Consider the following 14,177-nt stretch of genomic DNA (forward strand, 5'->3'; position numbering starts at 1 on the left):
ATGCCCATGGTCACCATCCAGGTCACGCGAGAAGGCTCCGCGCCGGGCCGCTTGGCCGTCACCGCCGACGAGAAGGCCCGACTGATCGCCGGCGTCAGCCAACTGCTGCTGGACGTGCTGCACAAGCCGCTGGACTCGACCTTCGTGGTCATCCAGGAGGTCGAGCTTGAGAACTGGGGCTGGGGCGGACTGCCCGTGCCCGAATATCGCCAACGCCTGGCCGGCGGCGGCCAGTAACGGGTTCCTCGGGCCGCTCCACGCGGGCGGCCCCTTGCCTCAAGGGAGGTCGGACATGGTCTCTTATTCCAATCGCCTACTGGACCTGCTGGGCGTCGCGCTGCCGATCATCCAGGCGCCGATGGCCGGGGCCACGACGCCGGAGATGGCGATCGCGGTCAGCAACGCCGGCGGCCTGGGCTCGCTGCCCAGCGCGCTTTATTCGGAGGCCGAACTGCGCGCGGCGCTGGCGACGGTGCGGGCCGGCACGTCGCGGCCGATCAACGTCAACTTCTTCAGCCACCAGGATCCGCCCGAGGATCCGGCCCGAGAGGCCGCCTGGCGACGGGCCCTGGCCCCCTACTATGTCGAGGCCGGGCTCGATCCCGACGCCCCCTGCCCGCCGGTGGCCGCGCGCCGTTCAACGAGGCCTTCGCCGGCGTGGTCGAGGATCTGCGGCCCGACGTGGTCAGCTTCCACTTCGGCCTGCCCGCCCCGGCCCTGGTCGAACGGGTCAAGCGCACGGGGGCCAAGGTGCTGTCCTCGGCGACCACGGTGGCCGAGGCCCAGTGGCTGGAGGCGCGCGGCGTCGACGCGGTGATCGCCATGGGCGTCGAGGCCGGCGGCCATCGCGGCAACTTCCTGACGCACGACATGGCCGCCCAGGTCGGGACCTTCGCGCTGGTCCCCCGCATCGTCGACGCCGTCTCGGTCCCGGTGATCGCGGCGGGCGGGATCGCCGACCGTCGGGGCGTCCTGGCCGCCTTCGCCCTGGGGGCGCAGGCCGCCCAAGTCGGCACCGCCTATCTGCTGACGCCCGAGGCGAACATCAGCGCGGTCCATCGCCAGGCCCTGACCTCGGCCGAGACCACGGCGGTCACCAACCTGTTCACCGGCCGTCCGGCGCGCGGCGTCGTCAACCGGCTGATGGCCGAGCTGGGACCGCTGTCCGACCTGGCGCCGGCCTTCCCGACGGCTGGCGGGGCGATCGCGCCGCTGCGCAAGGCGGCCGAGGCGGCCGGGCGCGGCGACTTCAGTCCGCTTTGGGCCGGCCAGGCTTTCCGCCTGGCGCGACCGATGTCGTCCGCCGACCTGACCCGGATGCTGGCCGGTGTGGCGTGATCGCGTCCGGACGCCGTCTCCGCCTTGAGCTTGCGAAGCGGCCCCCGCCTGAGCCATGCTTCCGCGCCGCAGGTGAGGGACGACTCTTCCGATGACCGACAGCCAGCCGGCGAGTCCCGACCCCGCGTGGCGCGCGCCCGACGAGCCGCCGACGCCGGTATCGCCCGTGCCGTTCGGCAAGCCGTGGAGCATCTGGTGCTGGGGCGGCCTGCTGTCGGCCTCGGGCGTGGCTCTGGCCGTCGCGCCGCGCCCCGTGCTGCATCTTCTGGACGCCCATGTCGACGCCACATCCCTGCCCTGGGTGCGGTTCGCGGGCCTGGTCCTGCTGGCCTACGCCATGGGCTACCACGTCGCCGGCTGGACCGGGCAGCGCACCTATATGCGGGCCTCGGTGGTGCTGCGGGTGTTCTCGCTGGTGGTGATCGGCGCCTTCGTGCTGCTGGACTGGCTGCCCAAGGCCTGGCTGGCCCTGGGCCTGGTCGACTTCGCCGGCGCGGTGTGGACGACGCTGGAACTCAGGTGGCGGCCGAAATCTAGGCCGTGAGGGTCGAGGGCCGCTTGAGTCGCCTCTGGACCACGAAGGCCGCCAGCCAGCAGGCCATGGCCCAGGCCGCGCCGACGCACCAGCCCGCCAGCACGTCGCTGGCCCAGTGGACGCCCAGATAGACCCGGCTCAGCCCCACCAGCAGCGACACCAGCACCGCCGCGCCGACCGCCAGCACCTTGACCCGGCGCTTGTCGGCGAACCGCGCGGCCAGCACGCCCAGGGTCAGGAACACCACGGCCGACAGCATGGCGTGGCCGGACGGGAAGCTGGCGTTGACCGCCTCGACCGCGCGATAGTCCAGGTCCGGCCGCTCGCGCTCGAACACCCGCTTCAGGGTCTGGCTGATGATCAGGCCGCCCCCCGCCCCCGCGACCAGTAGCAGGCCCTCGGTCCAGCGGCGCAAGCTGGCCAGCAGGGCGAAGGCCAGCAGGATCAAGAGGCCCAGCACCGTCACCGACCCCAGGGCCGTGACGTCGGTCGCGGCGATGTGCAGCCACTTGGGTCCGACCAGCGCGTGCGGCTGACCGTCGACCCGCAGGGCCCGCAGGACCGAAAGATCGATCGCCCGCGTCTCGCCCTCGGCCACCTCGTCGGCGATCGACAAGAAACCCCAGCCGCCCACCGCCACGATCAGCAGGGCGGCGGTCGCGCCCAGTTCGCTCCGGGCGGCGGTCACGAGACGGCGAAAGTCGAAGCGGATCAAGCGGATAGCCTCTCGGAAGCAAGCTTCAAGTTACAATATTTCCCTTTTGAAACATGAACTTAAGCTGAAGTCGATCGTTCATGCCGAGGACATGTCGAGCCGCCTAGGCTCCAGACATCTTATAAAGGAGACCCGACATGAAACGCTTTCTGACCGCCTCCATGGCCGTTCTGATGCTGGCCGGCGGCGCGAGCGCGGCCTCGGCCCAAGACTGGCGCCGCGACCACAACAACAACGGCCGCTACGACAGCCGCGATCGCGCCTATGAGCAAGGCCGCCGCGATCAAGCCCGCGCCGAGGATCGCCACGACCGTCGCGAGTATCGCCGCTGGGCCAAGGGCCAGCGCCTGGACGCCCGCTATCGCGATCATCGCTACTATGTCAGCGACTATCGTCGCTACGGCCTGCGCCAGCCGCCGCGCGGCTATCGCTGGCAGAAGGTCGACAACCAGTACCTGCTGACCGCCGTCGCCACCGGCCTGATCGCCTCGGTGATCATCGCCAATCACTAAAAAAGTTCGTTCGGAAGGGGCGTCGCGACGCGGCGCCCCTTCCCCTACCCAGCGTCAAGAGGCTAATTCGGAGACATGCCCGAGTTCGCCGACACCAGCTCCGCCACCGATCCGCTGATCACCCTGGTCCCCGACAAGTGGGTGACGCTCCGCGACGCCTTCGGCGTGGACAGCGACATGAAGGTTCCGGCCTTCTCGCACCGCGACGCCCACGTCCCCGAGATCGACACCGCCTACAAGTTCGATCCCCAGACGACCAAGGCCATCTGCGCCGGCTTCGCCAAGGACCGCCGCGTGATGGTCCAGGGCTATCACGGCACCGGCAAGTCGACTCACATCGAACAGGTGGCCGCGCGCCTGAACTGGCCGCTGGTCCGGGTGAACCTGGACAGCCACGTCAGCCGCATCGACCTGGTCGGCAAGGACGCCATCGTCCTGAAGGACGGCAAGCAGGTCACCGAGTTCCGCGAAGGCATCCTGCCCTGGTCGCTGCAGCGCCCGATCGCCCTGGTGTTCGACGAGTATGACGCCGGCCGCCCGGACGTGATGTTCGTCATCCAGCGCGTGCTGGAAGCCGGCGGCAAGCTGACCCTGCTGGACCAGAACCGCGTCATCCGCGCCAACCCGTATTTCCGGCTGTTCTCGACGACCAACACCATCGGTCTGGGCGACACCACCGGCCTCTATCACGGCACCCAGCAGATCAACCAAGGCCAGATGGACCGCTGGTCGATCGTCACGACGCTGAACTACCTGGAGCACGACGTCGAGGCCGCCATCGTGCTGGCCAAGAACCCGTCGTACGACACGGCCGAGGGCAAGCGCACCCTGGCCGCCATGGTCCGCGTCGCCGACATGACCCGCAACGCCTTCATGAACGGCGACATCTCGACCGTCATGAGTCCGCGCACGGTGATTACCTGGGCCCAGAACGCCGAGATCTTCGATCACGACGTCGCCCTGGCCTTCCGCCTGACCTTCCTGAACAAGTGCGACGAACTCGAGCGCCCCACGGTCGCCGAGTTCTTCCAGCGCGCGTTCGGCACGGACCTGCCGGAAAGCGCCGCGCGGGTGAAGGTGGCCTAACCTCCGGAGCATTTCCGACAAGACAGCGTCATCGGAACCGCCTCTACTGGCGGTCCGTTGACCTGCGACACTTTTCGGAGAGCCCCCATGACCGACATCACCTACAACATCGTCGAGCACGACGGCGGCTGGGCCTACAAGGTGGGCGACACGTTCTCCGAGACCTTCCCCAGCCATGACGCGGCCCTGGCGGCGGCCAAGCGGGCCGCGGCCGAGCAAGAGCTGCCGGGCGAGACCGAGGGCATCACCTACGAGGACAAGAACGCCGTCTGGCATGGTGAGGTGGCGGACGGCGACGACCGGCCGACCACCCATGTGCGGGACGGCGACTAGCCCCGATCCCGACCCTTTTCTGACGCCTTTTTCGGCGCCGGGCCGCGCGATGTGGCCCGGCGGCCACGTTGCACAGCTTTCCCGGAAATCCGGGGAACGCGGCCCTCAAGCCAGGCTTTGATACGGTGTGGGTTGGCGTGGACCGACCCGTATCGAGGAGCCCCAATCCATGGCCGGCAAGCCGTTGAAGATCGTGCCGCCCGTCTTGAGCGTGGCGGAAGTCTATGACCTGGGGCGCGGCCCCGAGACCACCGCTCAGCGCGTGAAACGCCTGCAGGACGAAGCCCGCATGCTGGCCCGCGAGGAGATCGAGCGTCTGGACCGCGACCTTCGCAAGCTGGCCGACCAGGCCAAGATCATCGCCGACGGCGGCGAGGCCTATCCGGCCGGCATCCGCGACCTGGCGGGCCGCATCGGGGTCGAGACGGCCCAGCGCGCCGACATCCTGCGCGCCCTGCTGGAACGCTCGCACTAAGGACAAAAGCCTCAGCCCCCGGCGTTGGCCATCTTGCGCAGACGCCGGGCCAGGTCCTCGGGCCGGTCGGCGATCTGGTCGAACAGGGCCTGGACCTCGGCCTCGCCGAACCCCGCCGCGCGCAGGGTGCGCCAGGCCCCGGCCAGCACGGCCTCGGCGATGTCCAGGCGGTCGTCCGACACGGCGAGCCCGGAATTCTGGCCCAACGGGTTCTGGCAGACGGAATAGCGAGCGGCGAGCGACATGACGGCCTCCTGCGGTCGCCGGTAATGTTCCTTTTTTGTTCTCGTCGCGCAAGGGGATAGAGTCCTCGTTTCGAGGTCCGCGCCCTTCAGCGCGCGAAAAAGCCCCGAGGCGGGGGCCTCGGGGCTGGGAAGCATCGTCGGGGCGGACGATGCGACATCAGGCCGCGGGCTCACGACCGCGGCCGGATTCGAGCATTAACGGCAGACGGTCCGCTCGCGATAGACGCCGTTCCAGCGGTCGTAGTCGCGGGTCGTCCAGCATTCGCGGTCGTCGTAGTAGGGCCGCGGGGCGTAGCCGTAGCCATAACCGTAGCCGTACCGCGGCGGGGGCGGCGGAGCGTAGCGACGGTCGTAGTAGCGATCGTCATAGCGGTCGCGGCGATTGCCGTCCGAAACGGCCGCGCCGACCGCCAGGCCAACGATTCCGGCCGCGATCGCCGCTGTGGCGACGTCGCCGCCCCGGTCGCGGTGGTGGCGGTAATAGCGCGGATCGGCCGAGGCTGCGGTGGCCGTCACCAGCGAAAAGGCGGCGACACCGGCGGCGACCCGGCCAATCGTGCTCATCATCTTGTTGGCCATGTCGGCCTCCGTGGGTCTTCGCTTCCCGGCGCCCTGCGCGTCGTCTCAAGCGTCACGAAGGACAGTCGGACTTCGCGCCTGAACGGCGCCTGAACGAGTCATTCAACGGCGATCGGAACCGGTTTGTTCACCTTTTCAGGTGATGGTGATCAAGAACGGGGGCCCCAACGCGGCCTTCGCGCCTACGGAGACCGCCATGTCCAACACCGTGTCGTACGCCCAAGGTCAGGCCCTGCAGGTCCTGTCGTTCGAGGTCGGCGCCCAGACCTATTGCGTCCCCGTCAGCGCCGTCCGGGAAATCCGTGGCGTCACGCCGCCGACCCCGCTGCCCGACGCGCCGCCTTTCGTGCGCGGCGTCATCAACCTGCGCGGCCAGGTCATGCCGGTCATCGACCTGTCGTGGCGCCTGGGCAAGGGCGCGGCGCAGGACGGCCCGCGCCAGGTGATCATCGTCGTCGAGAACCAGACCGACGTCGCCGGCCTGCTGGTCGACGCTGTCTGCGACAGCTTCACCGTCGAGGCCGAGCAGATCAATCCGCCCCCGGCCCTGGGCGACGGCGAGGACTCGCCGCTGGTCTCGGCCGTGATCACCGCCGGCGAAGGCGACATGACGGTCCTGCTGGCCGTCAGCCGCATCCTGCCGGAACGCCAGGAAGCCATGGCCGCCTGATTGGGACGGCCTGATTGGGACGGCCTAGCTGAGGTCGCCTAACTGGGCATGCCGTCGAACTGGGGCAGGTCCAGTGGCCTGACCCAGTGCAGGCGACGGCGATCGAACATCTCCAGCTTCGGCTCGATCATGTCGGGCTGGTCCAGGCTGCCCAGCTGCACGAAGACCGTGCCGGGGAAGTTGTCCAGATTGCTGGTGAACACCCGCGAACCGCACGTGGTGCAGAAGTTGCGGTCCAGCCCGCCGCCGGAATTGGCGACGTAGTGGAACGCCTTGGGCGCGCCGCTCAGCAGCTCGAAATCATCGGCCGACACGGCGAAGAAGGTGGCCATCTCGCCGCCTGACGCGCGCTTGCAGTCGTTGCAGTGGCAGTTGGCGACGAAGCTGGGGTCGGTGTCGAACGCGAACTTCACGGCGCCGCAGGCGCACTGGGCCGTATACTTCTTGGTCATGATCCGGTCCTTTCGACGTGACGAAAGCCGGCGAAGGGCGCCGCCCGACCCGGCGGCGCAGAATTACACGGTCTCGATCCGTCGCAAGCGACCTCAGCGCCACCCCTTCGGCCGGTTTGGATCGGTGCGCCAGACGCGCCAGCTTTCGAACACCGCGATCGCGGCGATGGCCAGGACGCCGAACACCACGGCCCGGAAGCCTTCCGGCTGCGGCGCGAACGGCGCGGCCAGCATGCCGGCCAGGCCGCCCCAGAAGAACAGGCGTCCAGCCAGCCGGTTGGCCTTGTCCCAGGCCAGGCGGCTGCCGAACGTCCAGGGCGTTCGCACGCCGACCAGGGCGTTGGGGCTGGTCTTGCCCAGCACGGCGCCAACGACGCCCACGATCGCGCTGACCATCGCCATGTCGAACCGGGGTCCGGGCTGGTCGAACAGACTCCAGGTCAGGCTGGCGTTCAGCAAGGCGATCAGGACCAGCACCAGTTGGGCGACGAACAGGGCCGGTCCCTGACCGGGCCGCCCCTGGACCGTGCGCGTCGCGCGCCAGCGGGCGACGGCGATCATCGTCGAGATCACCGCCAGTATCAGCACCATGAACGCCATCTCCAGCCGGTCGCCCCAGCGGTCGACCTGCCCCGTGGCGTTGAAGTGCATGGGCAACGGATGCGTCGGGCCGAACAGGGCGATGGCGCCGGCCAGGCCAAACTGGCCCAGGGCCAGCATCGCCGAGGCCGCATCGACGCGGGTGACCTCATTGTTCATGTTTCAGCTTCCCGACCGGCTCGGTCTTCGGGACCGAGTCCATGAGCTCCAAAAGCACCGCCACCGCCTCCTCGATCGCCGAGATTTGCAGGCGGTAGCGGATCGAGGTCCCGTCGCGCTCGGCCTCGACCAGGCCCGCGTCCTTCAGGGCTGTCAGGTGGCCGGTGATCGTCGGCCAGCTCATGTCGAACGCCGCGGCGATCTCGCCCGACAGCATCGGCCGGTCGCGCAGCATTTCGATGATCCGCCGGCGGGCCGGATGGCCCAACGCTTTGAAGACACCGTTCATAGGCAGAAAGCTAATTAGGAACTCCCCTAATATCAAGACACGGCCGGAACTCGCCCCAAACATTTGTTCGAATTGCCTCTTTCGCTGGCCCCGCCCCGCCCGCTAGTCTCGCGGCCAAACCTAGGGAGACGAGCATGAAGGCCGCTGTTCTGCGCGAGGTGGGCAAGCCCCTCGAGATCGAGACCGTGGCCATCGGCAAGCCAGGCCCGCGCGAGGTGCTGATCCGCACCAAGGCCGCCGGCGTCTGCCATTCCGACCTGCACTTCGTCGAGGGCTCCTACACCCATCCCCTGCCCGCCGTGCTGGGCCACGAGAGCGCCGGGATCGTCGAGGCGGTCGGCGACGAGGTGCGCACCGTCAAGGTCGGCGACCATGTCATCACCTGCCTCAACCCCTATTGCGGCCACTGCGAGGTCTGCCTGACCGGCCACATGAACCTGTGCATCAGCCCCGAGACCAAGCGTCCGAAGGGCGCCGAGCCGCGCCTGTTCAAGGAGGACCTGGGCGGCGCGACGGGACGCGGCCCGATGGCCCAGTTCCTGAACCTGTCGTCGTTCGCCGAGATGATGCTGGTGCACGAGCACGCCTGCGTGGCCATCCGCAAGGACATGCCGTTCGACCGCGCCGCCCTGATCGGCTGCTCGGTGATGACCGGGGTGGGCGCGGTGATGCACACCTCCAACGTCCGGCCGGGCGAGACCGTGGCGGTGATCGGCTGCGGCGGCGTGGGCCTGGCGACGATCAACGGCGCGGCCATCGCCGGGGCGGGCCGGATCATCGCCATCGACCGCGTCGCCTCCAAGCTGGCGCTGGCAAAGACGTTCGGCGCGACCGACGTGGTCGACGCCTCGGCGGTCGACGACATCGCCAAGGCGGTGCTGGAGCTGACCGGCGGCGGCGTCCACCACAGCTTCGAGGCCATCGGCCTGAAGGCGACCGCCGAGGCCTCGTTCAAGATGCTGCGCCGGGGCGGCACGGCCAATGTCATCGGCATGATCCCGGTCGGCACCAAGATCGAGCTGCACGGCGTCGACTTCCTGGGCGAGCGCCGCATCCAGGGCAGCTACATGGGCTCCAACCGCTTCCCGGTCGACATGCCGCGCCTGGTGGACTTCTACATGTCGGGCCGGCTGAAGCTGGACGAACTGATCTCGCGCCGGATCAAGCTGGAAGAGGTCAACAGCGCCTTCGACGAGCTCAAGCGCGGCGAACTGGCGCGGTCGGTGATCGTGTTCGATTGATCAACGAATCCGTCTCCCCGGCGAAAGCCGGGGCCCAGATCGAACCCATGGGCGCCTGACCCGCGAACGGGGCGCGTCTCGGATCATCCCAAACCGCTCAAGCTGAATCTGGGCCCCGGCTTTCGCGGGGGAGGCGGGTTAGGCTGGGATCGATACTGGTCTAGTCCAGCTGTCACATGCCCGACAAACACCCCGTGCTACCTCCGGCCCAGTTTCGTCGGAGTTCCGCCATGCCCACGCTCGACCGTCGCGCCCTGCTCGCCGCCCTTGGCGCGATGGCGCTGCCGCCGGCCCTGGCGCGCGCCGCCGCGATCGACGCGGACGTCCGCACCGGGACGATCAAGGACGTCGAGCACGTGGTGATCCTGATGCAGGAGAACCGCGCCTTCGACCACTATTTCGGAACCCTGGCCGGGGTGCGGGGCTTCGGCGATCGCTTCCCCGTCCCGGTGCGCGACCGGACGGGCCGCGCGGACGGCTCGGTGTTTACCCAGGCCTACAAGGACCAGCTGCTGGCGCCGTTCCCGCTGGAGACCACCAAGACCTTCGCCCACATGCGGGTCGAGAGCACGCCGCACAGCTGGACCAACGCCCAGGACGCCTGGGACCAGGGCCGCATGGACCGCTGGCCGGAGTCCAAGGAACCCTGGTCGATGGGCTATTTCGAACGGGCCGACATCCCGTTCCAGTTCGCCCTGGCCGAGACCTTCACCCTTTGCGACGCCTATCACTGCTCGACCCAGACCGGCACCAACACCAACCGCCTGTTCCTGTGGACCGGGACCAACGACCCGGCCGGGACGCAGGGCGGGCCGTCGATCTCGAACTCGCACGACAACTTCGCCGAGCTGGGCGGCGCGGCGGAATCCTACACCTGGACCACCTATCCCGAGCGGCTGCTGAAGGCGGGCGTCTCCTGGCGGATCTACCAGGACATGGCCGACAACTTCACCGACAACCCGCTGGCCGGGTTCAAGGCCTATCGCGACGCCTACAAGGGCCTGCCCGGCTCGGATAAGCGCCTGAAGGACCTGGCGCTGTCGACCTGGCATCTGGACAAGCTTCGCGAGGACGTGGTCGCCGGCCGCCTGCCGCGCGTGTCCTGGATCATCGCCCCCGCCGCCGACAGCGAGCATCCCGCCCCGTCCAGCCCGGCCCAGGGCGCGGACTACACCGCCCGCGTTCTCGACGCCCTGACCGCCGATCCCAAGGTCTGGGCGCGGACGGTGTTCCTGGTGATGTTCGACGAGAACGACGGCTTCTTCGATCATGTCCCGCCGCCGTCGCCGCCGTCGCTGGACGCGGCCGGCAAGCCGATCGGCGGCTCCACCGTCGACGTCGCCGGCATGCACCATCGCGTACGCAATCCGACCGAGGCCAAGGCCGAGCGCGACGACCTGATGGGCCGGCCTTACGGACTTGGCCCCCGTGTCCCGCTCTACGCTGTCTCGCCCTGGAGCCGGGGCGGCTTCGTCGACAGCCAGGTCTTCGACCACACCTCGGTGATCCAGTTCCTCGAGAAGCGCTTCGGGGTGATGGAGCCGAACATCGCGCCTTGGCGGCGAGCGGTGTGCGGCGACCTGACCAGTTGCTTCGACTTCAAGACGCCGAACGACAGGCCGTTCGCGCCGCTGCCGTCGGTGGCCGAGGCGGCCGCCCGCGCGGCCAAGCTGCCCGAGATCAAGCCGCCGACGCCGACGACGATCGCCGCCCCCGTCCAGGACAAGGGAACCCGGCCCTCGCGCGCCCTGCCCTACGCCCCGGCGGCGGACGGCCGGATGAAGGACGGGGCCATGACCCTGACCCTGGCCAATCCCGGCGCAGCGGCCTGCGTGCTGCACGTCTATGACCGCCTGCGCCTGGACGCCGTCCCGCGCCGTTACACCGTGGGACCGGGCAAACGCCTGGAGGACGCCTGGCCGGCCGGCCCCTACGACCTGTGGGTGCTGGGCCCGAACGGCTTCCACCGTCGTTTCGTGGGCGAGGACGCCGGGGTCGAGATCACCACCCGCGCCAAGGGCGCCCTGCTGCTGGTCACCCTGACCAACAGCGGCAAGACGCCCCGCCAGGTCTTCCTGGCCAGTCCCGAGGGCCTGGGCGCCGAACCCTGGAGCGTCACCCTTGCGCCCTACGAGACCCACGCCCGCGCCGCGCCCACGCACCACGGCTGGTACGACCTGACTGCCCGCCTGGACGGCGAGAAGACCTGGCTGCGCCGCCTGGCGGGCCGGATCGAGACGGGCAAGGACTCGATCAGCGACCCCCTGATGGGCGGGCCGGCGATGCTGAGCTTCTAATTCTCTCTCCGATCTCCCCGGCGAAAGCCGGGGCCCAGATCGAACCCATGAGCGCCGAACAGGCTGGCAGGCGCGTATCTGGGATCATCCCCAACCGCTCAGGCTGAATCTGGGCCCCGGCTTTCGCCGGGGAAATCGGATAGGGGTTGGGGGTTGGATTCGTCTGGATACCGCCATGCCCCTCCGCCCATCGCTGCTGGTCCTGACCCTTGCCCTGGTCGCCCAGCCCGCCTTCGCCGCGCCGGCCTTCAAGAAGGCGGTGGCCAAGCTGGACGCCGACTACGACCGCACGGTCGCCGACATCGTCACCCTGACCGAGATCCCGGCCCCGCCGTTCAAGGAGGAGGCCCGCGCCAAGGCCTATCTGGCGATGCTGAAGGCCCATGGCCTCTCGAACGTCGAGATGGACGCCGAGGGCAATGTCATGGGCGTGCGGCCGGGAACCGCGACCCGGGGCCAGGGCCCGTTCGTGGTCATCGCCGCGCACCTGGACACCGTCTTCCCCGAAGGCACGGACGTGAAGGTGCGCCGCGAGGGCACGCGGCTGATGGCCCCCGGCGTCGGCGACGACACCCGAGCCCTGGCCACCCTGCTGGCCTATCTGCGCGCCCTCGACGCGGCCGGGATCAAGACCCGCAGCGACATCCTGGTCGTCGGCAATGTCGGTGAGGAAGGCCCCGGGGACCTGCGCGGGATCCGGCATCTGTTCAACAAGGGCCCGTACAAGGGCCGGATCAGCGCCTTCTTCTCGATGGACGGCTCGGACCCGTCGCGGATCGTCGACAAGGGCGTCGGCTCCAAGCGCTATCGGGTGACCTTCAAGGGCCCCGGCGGCCACAGCTATGGCGCGTTCGGCATCGTCAATCCGATGGCGGCCATGGCCAAGGCGGTGACCGACCTCTACGCGGTCGAGACGCCCAAGCATCCCAAGACCACCTATTCGGCCAGCGTCACCGGCGGCGGCACGTCGGTGAACTCGATCCCGAACTCGGTTTTCATGGAGTTCGACATGCGCTCGGAAAGCGCGGCCGAGCTGGCCAGGCTGGACCAGACGCTGATCGGCATCCTCGACAAGGCCGTGGCCGGCGAGAACGCCGCCCGCGATACCCGCGACGGCAAGGTCAGCTACGAGGCCAAGGTGATCGGCGAGCGGCCGGCCGGCAACACGCCCCAGACGTCCGACATCGTCGTGCTGACGGCGGCGGCGGCCACGGCCCTGGGCTTCTCGCCCCAGCACGAGGAAAGCTCGACCGACAGCAATGTGCCGATGAGCCTGGGCATTCCCGCCGTCACCATCGGCGCCGGCGGGAATGCCGGCCGCGCCCACGCCCTGGACGAATGGATCGACGTTGAGAAGGGCGAGAGCCTGAAGGGCATGCAGGTCGGCCTGGCGGCCCTGCTGGCCGTGGCGGGGGTGGACTGAGATCTCTCCTCACCCGCGATGCGGGGGAGGTGGTCCAGAGGGCCGGAGGGGGCTAACTCGGCATAATCCAGCTCGCCCCCTCAGTCGCTCCGCGACAGCTCCCCCGCAGCGCTGGGGAGCAGAGGCTATGCCGGTTTCCGCGTCACCAGCCAGATCCCCGCGCACACCAAAGCCAGCGCCGCGGCGTTCTTCCAGGCCAGCACCGGCTCATGCAGGAACACCGCCGACAGCAGCACCCCGAACACCGGGATCAGGAAGTTGAACACCGCCAGCATGCCGACCGGGTTGTGCTTGATCAGCAGGCTCCACAGGGCGAAGGCGGCCGCCGACAGTCCGGCCATGTAGGCCAGCAGGGCCAGCGAGCGCGCGTCGAAGCCGCCCAGATGGCCGCCCAGCCCGAAGCCGATGGCCAGCAAGCCCGCGCCGCCGAGCGACAGCTGCCAGCCGGTCATCACCAGGGGATCGACCTTGCGCGAGATCGACTTGCCCCAGATCGAGGCGGCCGCCAGCACGAAGGCGGCGGCGACCACGAAGCCCTCGCCCAGCAGGCTGAACTCGAAGTCCAGGCCTTTTCCGCCGAGGTTCACGGCCAGAACGCCCGCGAAGCCCAGCAGGCAGCCGGCCACCTTGCGCGGGGTCAGGCGGTCGTCCTTGAACAGGAAGTGGGCCAGGATCACGCCGAAGAACGCGCCGGTGGCGTTCATGATCGACGACTTCACGCCGGTGGCGTGGGCCAGGCCGATATAGAAGAACACGTACTGCAGCGTGGTCTGAAAGACGCCCAGGCCGATCACTTGCCCGACCTGGTCGCGGGCCACGGCCAGCGGCTTGCGGGTCAGGACGGCCAGGGCCAGCAGGATCAGCCCCGCCGCCAGGAACCGCCAGCCGGCGAACAGCATCTGCGAGGCCGTGTCGGTCTTGGCGACATGCAGCAACGCATAGCCCACCTTCACCGCCGGAAAGGCGCTGCCCCACAGGAGGCAGCACAGCACGGCCATGCCGACGACGAAGCGGCGATCCTGGTAGAGGTTGGTCGGGGCGGAGGTCAAAAGGATACGCCTGGAAAAAGACATCGCCGCCCCACGCGAGCGGGGCGGCGATCGTTATGGGGGCTCTTCTAGGCCTCCGGCTCGCGACCTTCAACGCCCAAGCGCGCCCTCTCCCCTTGCGGGAGGGTGGCCGCCGAAGGCGGTCGGGTGAGGGGTTGAAGAGAGAGAGAGAGAGAGAC

General features: G+C 69.0%; 18 protein-coding genes and 1 pseudogene. 12 read left to right on the plus strand and 7 right to left on the minus strand.

Features of this window, described 5'->3' with window-relative positions:
• From MZV50_RS21175 to MZV50_RS21185, 4 genes and pseudogenes are all read left to right on the plus strand, one after another.
• A complete protein-coding gene (locus tag MZV50_RS21175) occupies window positions 1–237 on the plus strand; it encodes a tautomerase family protein (RefSeq protein ID WP_252631279.1) in 237 nt (78 codons plus the stop codon).
• Between the two features lie 55 nt (window positions 238–292).
• Window positions 293–562, plus strand: a pseudogene (locus tag MZV50_RS26780) (NAD(P)H-dependent flavin oxidoreductase); the annotation flags it as partial.
• Window positions 563–657: 95 nt separating this feature from the next.
• Window positions 658–1,338 carry an NAD(P)H-dependent flavin oxidoreductase gene (locus MZV50_RS21180; RefSeq protein ID WP_252631280.1) on the plus strand — a complete coding sequence of 227 codons (681 nt, stop codon included), beginning with the start codon at window positions 658–660 and terminating at the stop codon, window positions 1,336–1,338.
• Between the two features lie 91 nt (window positions 1,339–1,429).
• The gene (locus MZV50_RS21185) at window positions 1,430–1,882 is read left to right on the plus strand and encodes a hypothetical protein (protein ID WP_252631281.1); all 453 of its coding nucleotides are present in this window, start codon (window positions 1,430–1,432) and stop codon (window positions 1,880–1,882) included.
• On the opposite strand, the gene MZV50_RS21190 is transcribed toward MZV50_RS21185, so the two are convergent.
• The gene (locus MZV50_RS21190; RefSeq protein ID WP_252631283.1) at window positions 1,872–2,588 is read right to left on the minus strand and encodes a phosphatase PAP2 family protein; all 717 of its coding nucleotides are present in this window, start codon (window positions 2,586–2,588) and stop codon (window positions 1,872–1,874) included. The two genes, MZV50_RS21185 and MZV50_RS21190, sit on opposite strands and share 11 nt — an antisense overlap.
• Before the next feature lie 137 nt (window positions 2,589–2,725).
• On the opposite strand from MZV50_RS21190, the gene MZV50_RS21195 reads away from it, so the two are divergent.
• The 4 genes from MZV50_RS21195 to MZV50_RS21210 all read left to right on the plus strand — a co-directional run bounded on the left by MZV50_RS21195 (window position 2,726) and on the right by MZV50_RS21210 (window position 4,994).
• On the plus strand, window positions 2,726–3,100 hold the full coding sequence (locus MZV50_RS21195) for an RcnB family protein (protein ID WP_252631284.1): 375 nt from the start codon (window positions 2,726–2,728) through the stop codon (window positions 3,098–3,100).
• Between the two features lie 75 nt (window positions 3,101–3,175).
• Window positions 3,176–4,186: a cobaltochelatase subunit CobS gene (gene cobS, locus MZV50_RS21200; protein WP_252631286.1), complete on the plus strand. Its 1,011-nt coding sequence runs from the start codon at window positions 3,176–3,178 to the stop codon at window positions 4,184–4,186.
• An 87-nt stretch (window positions 4,187–4,273) separates the two neighbouring features.
• Window positions 4,274–4,519 (plus strand): DUF2188 domain-containing protein, encoded by a 246-nt coding sequence (locus tag MZV50_RS21205; RefSeq protein ID WP_252631287.1) that lies wholly within the window; start codon window positions 4,274–4,276, stop codon window positions 4,517–4,519.
• Between the two features lie 169 nt (window positions 4,520–4,688).
• Window positions 4,689–4,994: a hypothetical protein gene (locus tag MZV50_RS21210; protein ID WP_252631288.1), complete on the plus strand. Its 306-nt coding sequence runs from the start codon at window positions 4,689–4,691 to the stop codon at window positions 4,992–4,994.
• Window positions 4,995–5,005: 11 nt separating this feature from the next.
• Here MZV50_RS21210 and MZV50_RS21215 read toward each other — a convergent pair whose 3' ends face one another.
• Together MZV50_RS21215 and MZV50_RS21220 are read right to left on the minus strand one after the other, a co-directional pair.
• Window positions 5,006–5,239, minus strand: a complete 234-nt coding sequence (locus tag MZV50_RS21215) for a hypothetical protein (RefSeq protein WP_252631289.1) — start codon at window positions 5,237–5,239, stop codon at window positions 5,006–5,008.
• A 195-nt stretch (window positions 5,240–5,434) separates the two neighbouring features.
• A complete protein-coding gene (locus tag MZV50_RS21220) occupies window positions 5,435–5,818 on the minus strand; it encodes a hypothetical protein (protein ID WP_252631291.1) in 384 nt (127 codons plus the stop codon).
• 196 nt (window positions 5,819–6,014) lie between these two features.
• Between MZV50_RS21220 and MZV50_RS21225 the strand changes: the two genes are divergently transcribed.
• On the plus strand, window positions 6,015–6,488 hold the full coding sequence (locus tag MZV50_RS21225) for a chemotaxis protein CheW (RefSeq protein WP_252631292.1): 474 nt from the start codon (window positions 6,015–6,017) through the stop codon (window positions 6,486–6,488).
• A gap of 38 nt (window positions 6,489–6,526) precedes the next feature.
• On the opposite strand, the gene MZV50_RS21230 is transcribed toward MZV50_RS21225, so the two are convergent.
• The 3 genes from MZV50_RS21230 to MZV50_RS21240 all read right to left on the minus strand — a co-directional run bounded on the left by MZV50_RS21230 (window position 6,527) and on the right by MZV50_RS21240 (window position 7,988).
• Window positions 6,527–6,940: a GFA family protein gene (locus tag MZV50_RS21230; protein ID WP_252631294.1), complete on the minus strand. Its 414-nt coding sequence runs from the start codon at window positions 6,938–6,940 to the stop codon at window positions 6,527–6,529.
• 93 nt (window positions 6,941–7,033) lie between these two features.
• Complete coding sequence (locus MZV50_RS21235) at window positions 7,034–7,699, minus strand: SdpI family protein (RefSeq protein WP_252631295.1); 666 nt, start codon at window positions 7,697–7,699, stop codon at window positions 7,034–7,036.
• Entirely contained in the window at window positions 7,689–7,988 is a 300-nt protein-coding gene (locus tag MZV50_RS21240; RefSeq protein ID WP_252631297.1) for a metalloregulator ArsR/SmtB family transcription factor, read from the minus strand. Before MZV50_RS21240 ends, MZV50_RS21235 begins: the two co-directional genes overlap by 11 nt.
• A gap of 134 nt (window positions 7,989–8,122) precedes the next feature.
• On the opposite strand from MZV50_RS21240, the gene MZV50_RS21245 reads away from it, so the two are divergent.
• The 3 genes from MZV50_RS21245 to MZV50_RS21255 all read left to right on the plus strand — a co-directional run bounded on the left by MZV50_RS21245 (window position 8,123) and on the right by MZV50_RS21255 (window position 12,949).
• Window positions 8,123–9,229: a Zn-dependent alcohol dehydrogenase gene (locus tag MZV50_RS21245; protein WP_252631298.1), complete on the plus strand. Its 1,107-nt coding sequence runs from the start codon at window positions 8,123–8,125 to the stop codon at window positions 9,227–9,229.
• Window positions 9,230–9,459: 230 nt separating this feature from the next.
• On the plus strand, window positions 9,460–11,526 hold the full coding sequence (locus MZV50_RS21250) for a phosphocholine-specific phospholipase C (protein ID WP_252631300.1): 2,067 nt from the start codon (window positions 9,460–9,462) through the stop codon (window positions 11,524–11,526).
• Window positions 11,527–11,701: 175 nt separating this feature from the next.
• Entirely contained in the window at window positions 11,702–12,949 is a 1,248-nt protein-coding gene (locus tag MZV50_RS21255; RefSeq protein WP_252631301.1) for a M20/M25/M40 family metallo-hydrolase, read from the plus strand.
• Window positions 12,950–13,074: 125 nt separating this feature from the next.
• On the opposite strand, the gene MZV50_RS21260 is transcribed toward MZV50_RS21255, so the two are convergent.
• Window positions 13,075–14,022: a DMT family transporter gene (locus MZV50_RS21260; protein WP_252631302.1), complete on the minus strand. Its 948-nt coding sequence runs from the start codon at window positions 14,020–14,022 to the stop codon at window positions 13,075–13,077.
• Between the last annotated feature and the right edge of the window lie 155 nt (window positions 14,023–14,177).

It is taken from the genome of Caulobacter segnis, from assembly GCF_023935105.1.
GTDB classification, from domain to species: domain Bacteria; phylum Pseudomonadota; class Alphaproteobacteria; order Caulobacterales; family Caulobacteraceae; genus Caulobacter; species Caulobacter segnis_B.

Coding starts and splice junctions, on each gene's coding strand:
- MZV50_RS21175 (WP_252631279.1), top strand. CDS start 1: ATGCCCATGGTCACCATCCAGGTCACGCGAGAAGGCTCCGCGCCGGGC.
- MZV50_RS21185 (WP_252631281.1), top strand. CDS start 1,430: ATGACCGACAGCCAGCCGGCGAGTCCCGACCCCGCGTGGCGCGCGCCC.
- MZV50_RS21195 (WP_252631284.1), top strand. CDS start 2,726: ATGAAACGCTTTCTGACCGCCTCCATGGCCGTTCTGATGCTGGCCGGC.
- cobS (WP_252631286.1), top strand. CDS start 3,176: ATGCCCGAGTTCGCCGACACCAGCTCCGCCACCGATCCGCTGATCACC.
- MZV50_RS21205 (WP_252631287.1), top strand. CDS start 4,274: ATGACCGACATCACCTACAACATCGTCGAGCACGACGGCGGCTGGGCC.
- MZV50_RS21210 (WP_252631288.1), top strand. CDS start 4,689: ATGGCCGGCAAGCCGTTGAAGATCGTGCCGCCCGTCTTGAGCGTGGCG.
- MZV50_RS21215 (WP_252631289.1), bottom strand. CDS start 5,239: ATGTCGCTCGCCGCTCGCTATTCCGTCTGCCAGAACCCGTTGGGCCAG.
- MZV50_RS21220 (WP_252631291.1), bottom strand. CDS start 5,818: ATGGCCAACAAGATGATGAGCACGATTGGCCGGGTCGCCGCCGGTGTC.
- MZV50_RS21225 (WP_252631292.1), top strand. CDS start 6,015: ATGTCCAACACCGTGTCGTACGCCCAAGGTCAGGCCCTGCAGGTCCTG.
- MZV50_RS21230 (WP_252631294.1), bottom strand. CDS start 6,940: ATGACCAAGAAGTATACGGCCCAGTGCGCCTGCGGCGCCGTGAAGTTC.
- MZV50_RS21235 (WP_252631295.1), bottom strand. CDS start 7,699: ATGAACAATGAGGTCACCCGCGTCGATGCGGCCTCGGCGATGCTGGCC.
- MZV50_RS21240 (WP_252631297.1), bottom strand. CDS start 7,988: ATGAACGGTGTCTTCAAAGCGTTGGGCCATCCGGCCCGCCGGCGGATC.
- MZV50_RS21245 (WP_252631298.1), top strand. CDS start 8,123: ATGAAGGCCGCTGTTCTGCGCGAGGTGGGCAAGCCCCTCGAGATCGAG.
- MZV50_RS21250 (WP_252631300.1), top strand. CDS start 9,460: ATGCCCACGCTCGACCGTCGCGCCCTGCTCGCCGCCCTTGGCGCGATG.
- MZV50_RS21255 (WP_252631301.1), top strand. CDS start 11,702: ATGCCCCTCCGCCCATCGCTGCTGGTCCTGACCCTTGCCCTGGTCGCC.
- MZV50_RS21260 (WP_252631302.1), bottom strand. CDS start 14,022: ATGTCTTTTTCCAGGCGTATCCTTTTGACCTCCGCCCCGACCAACCTC.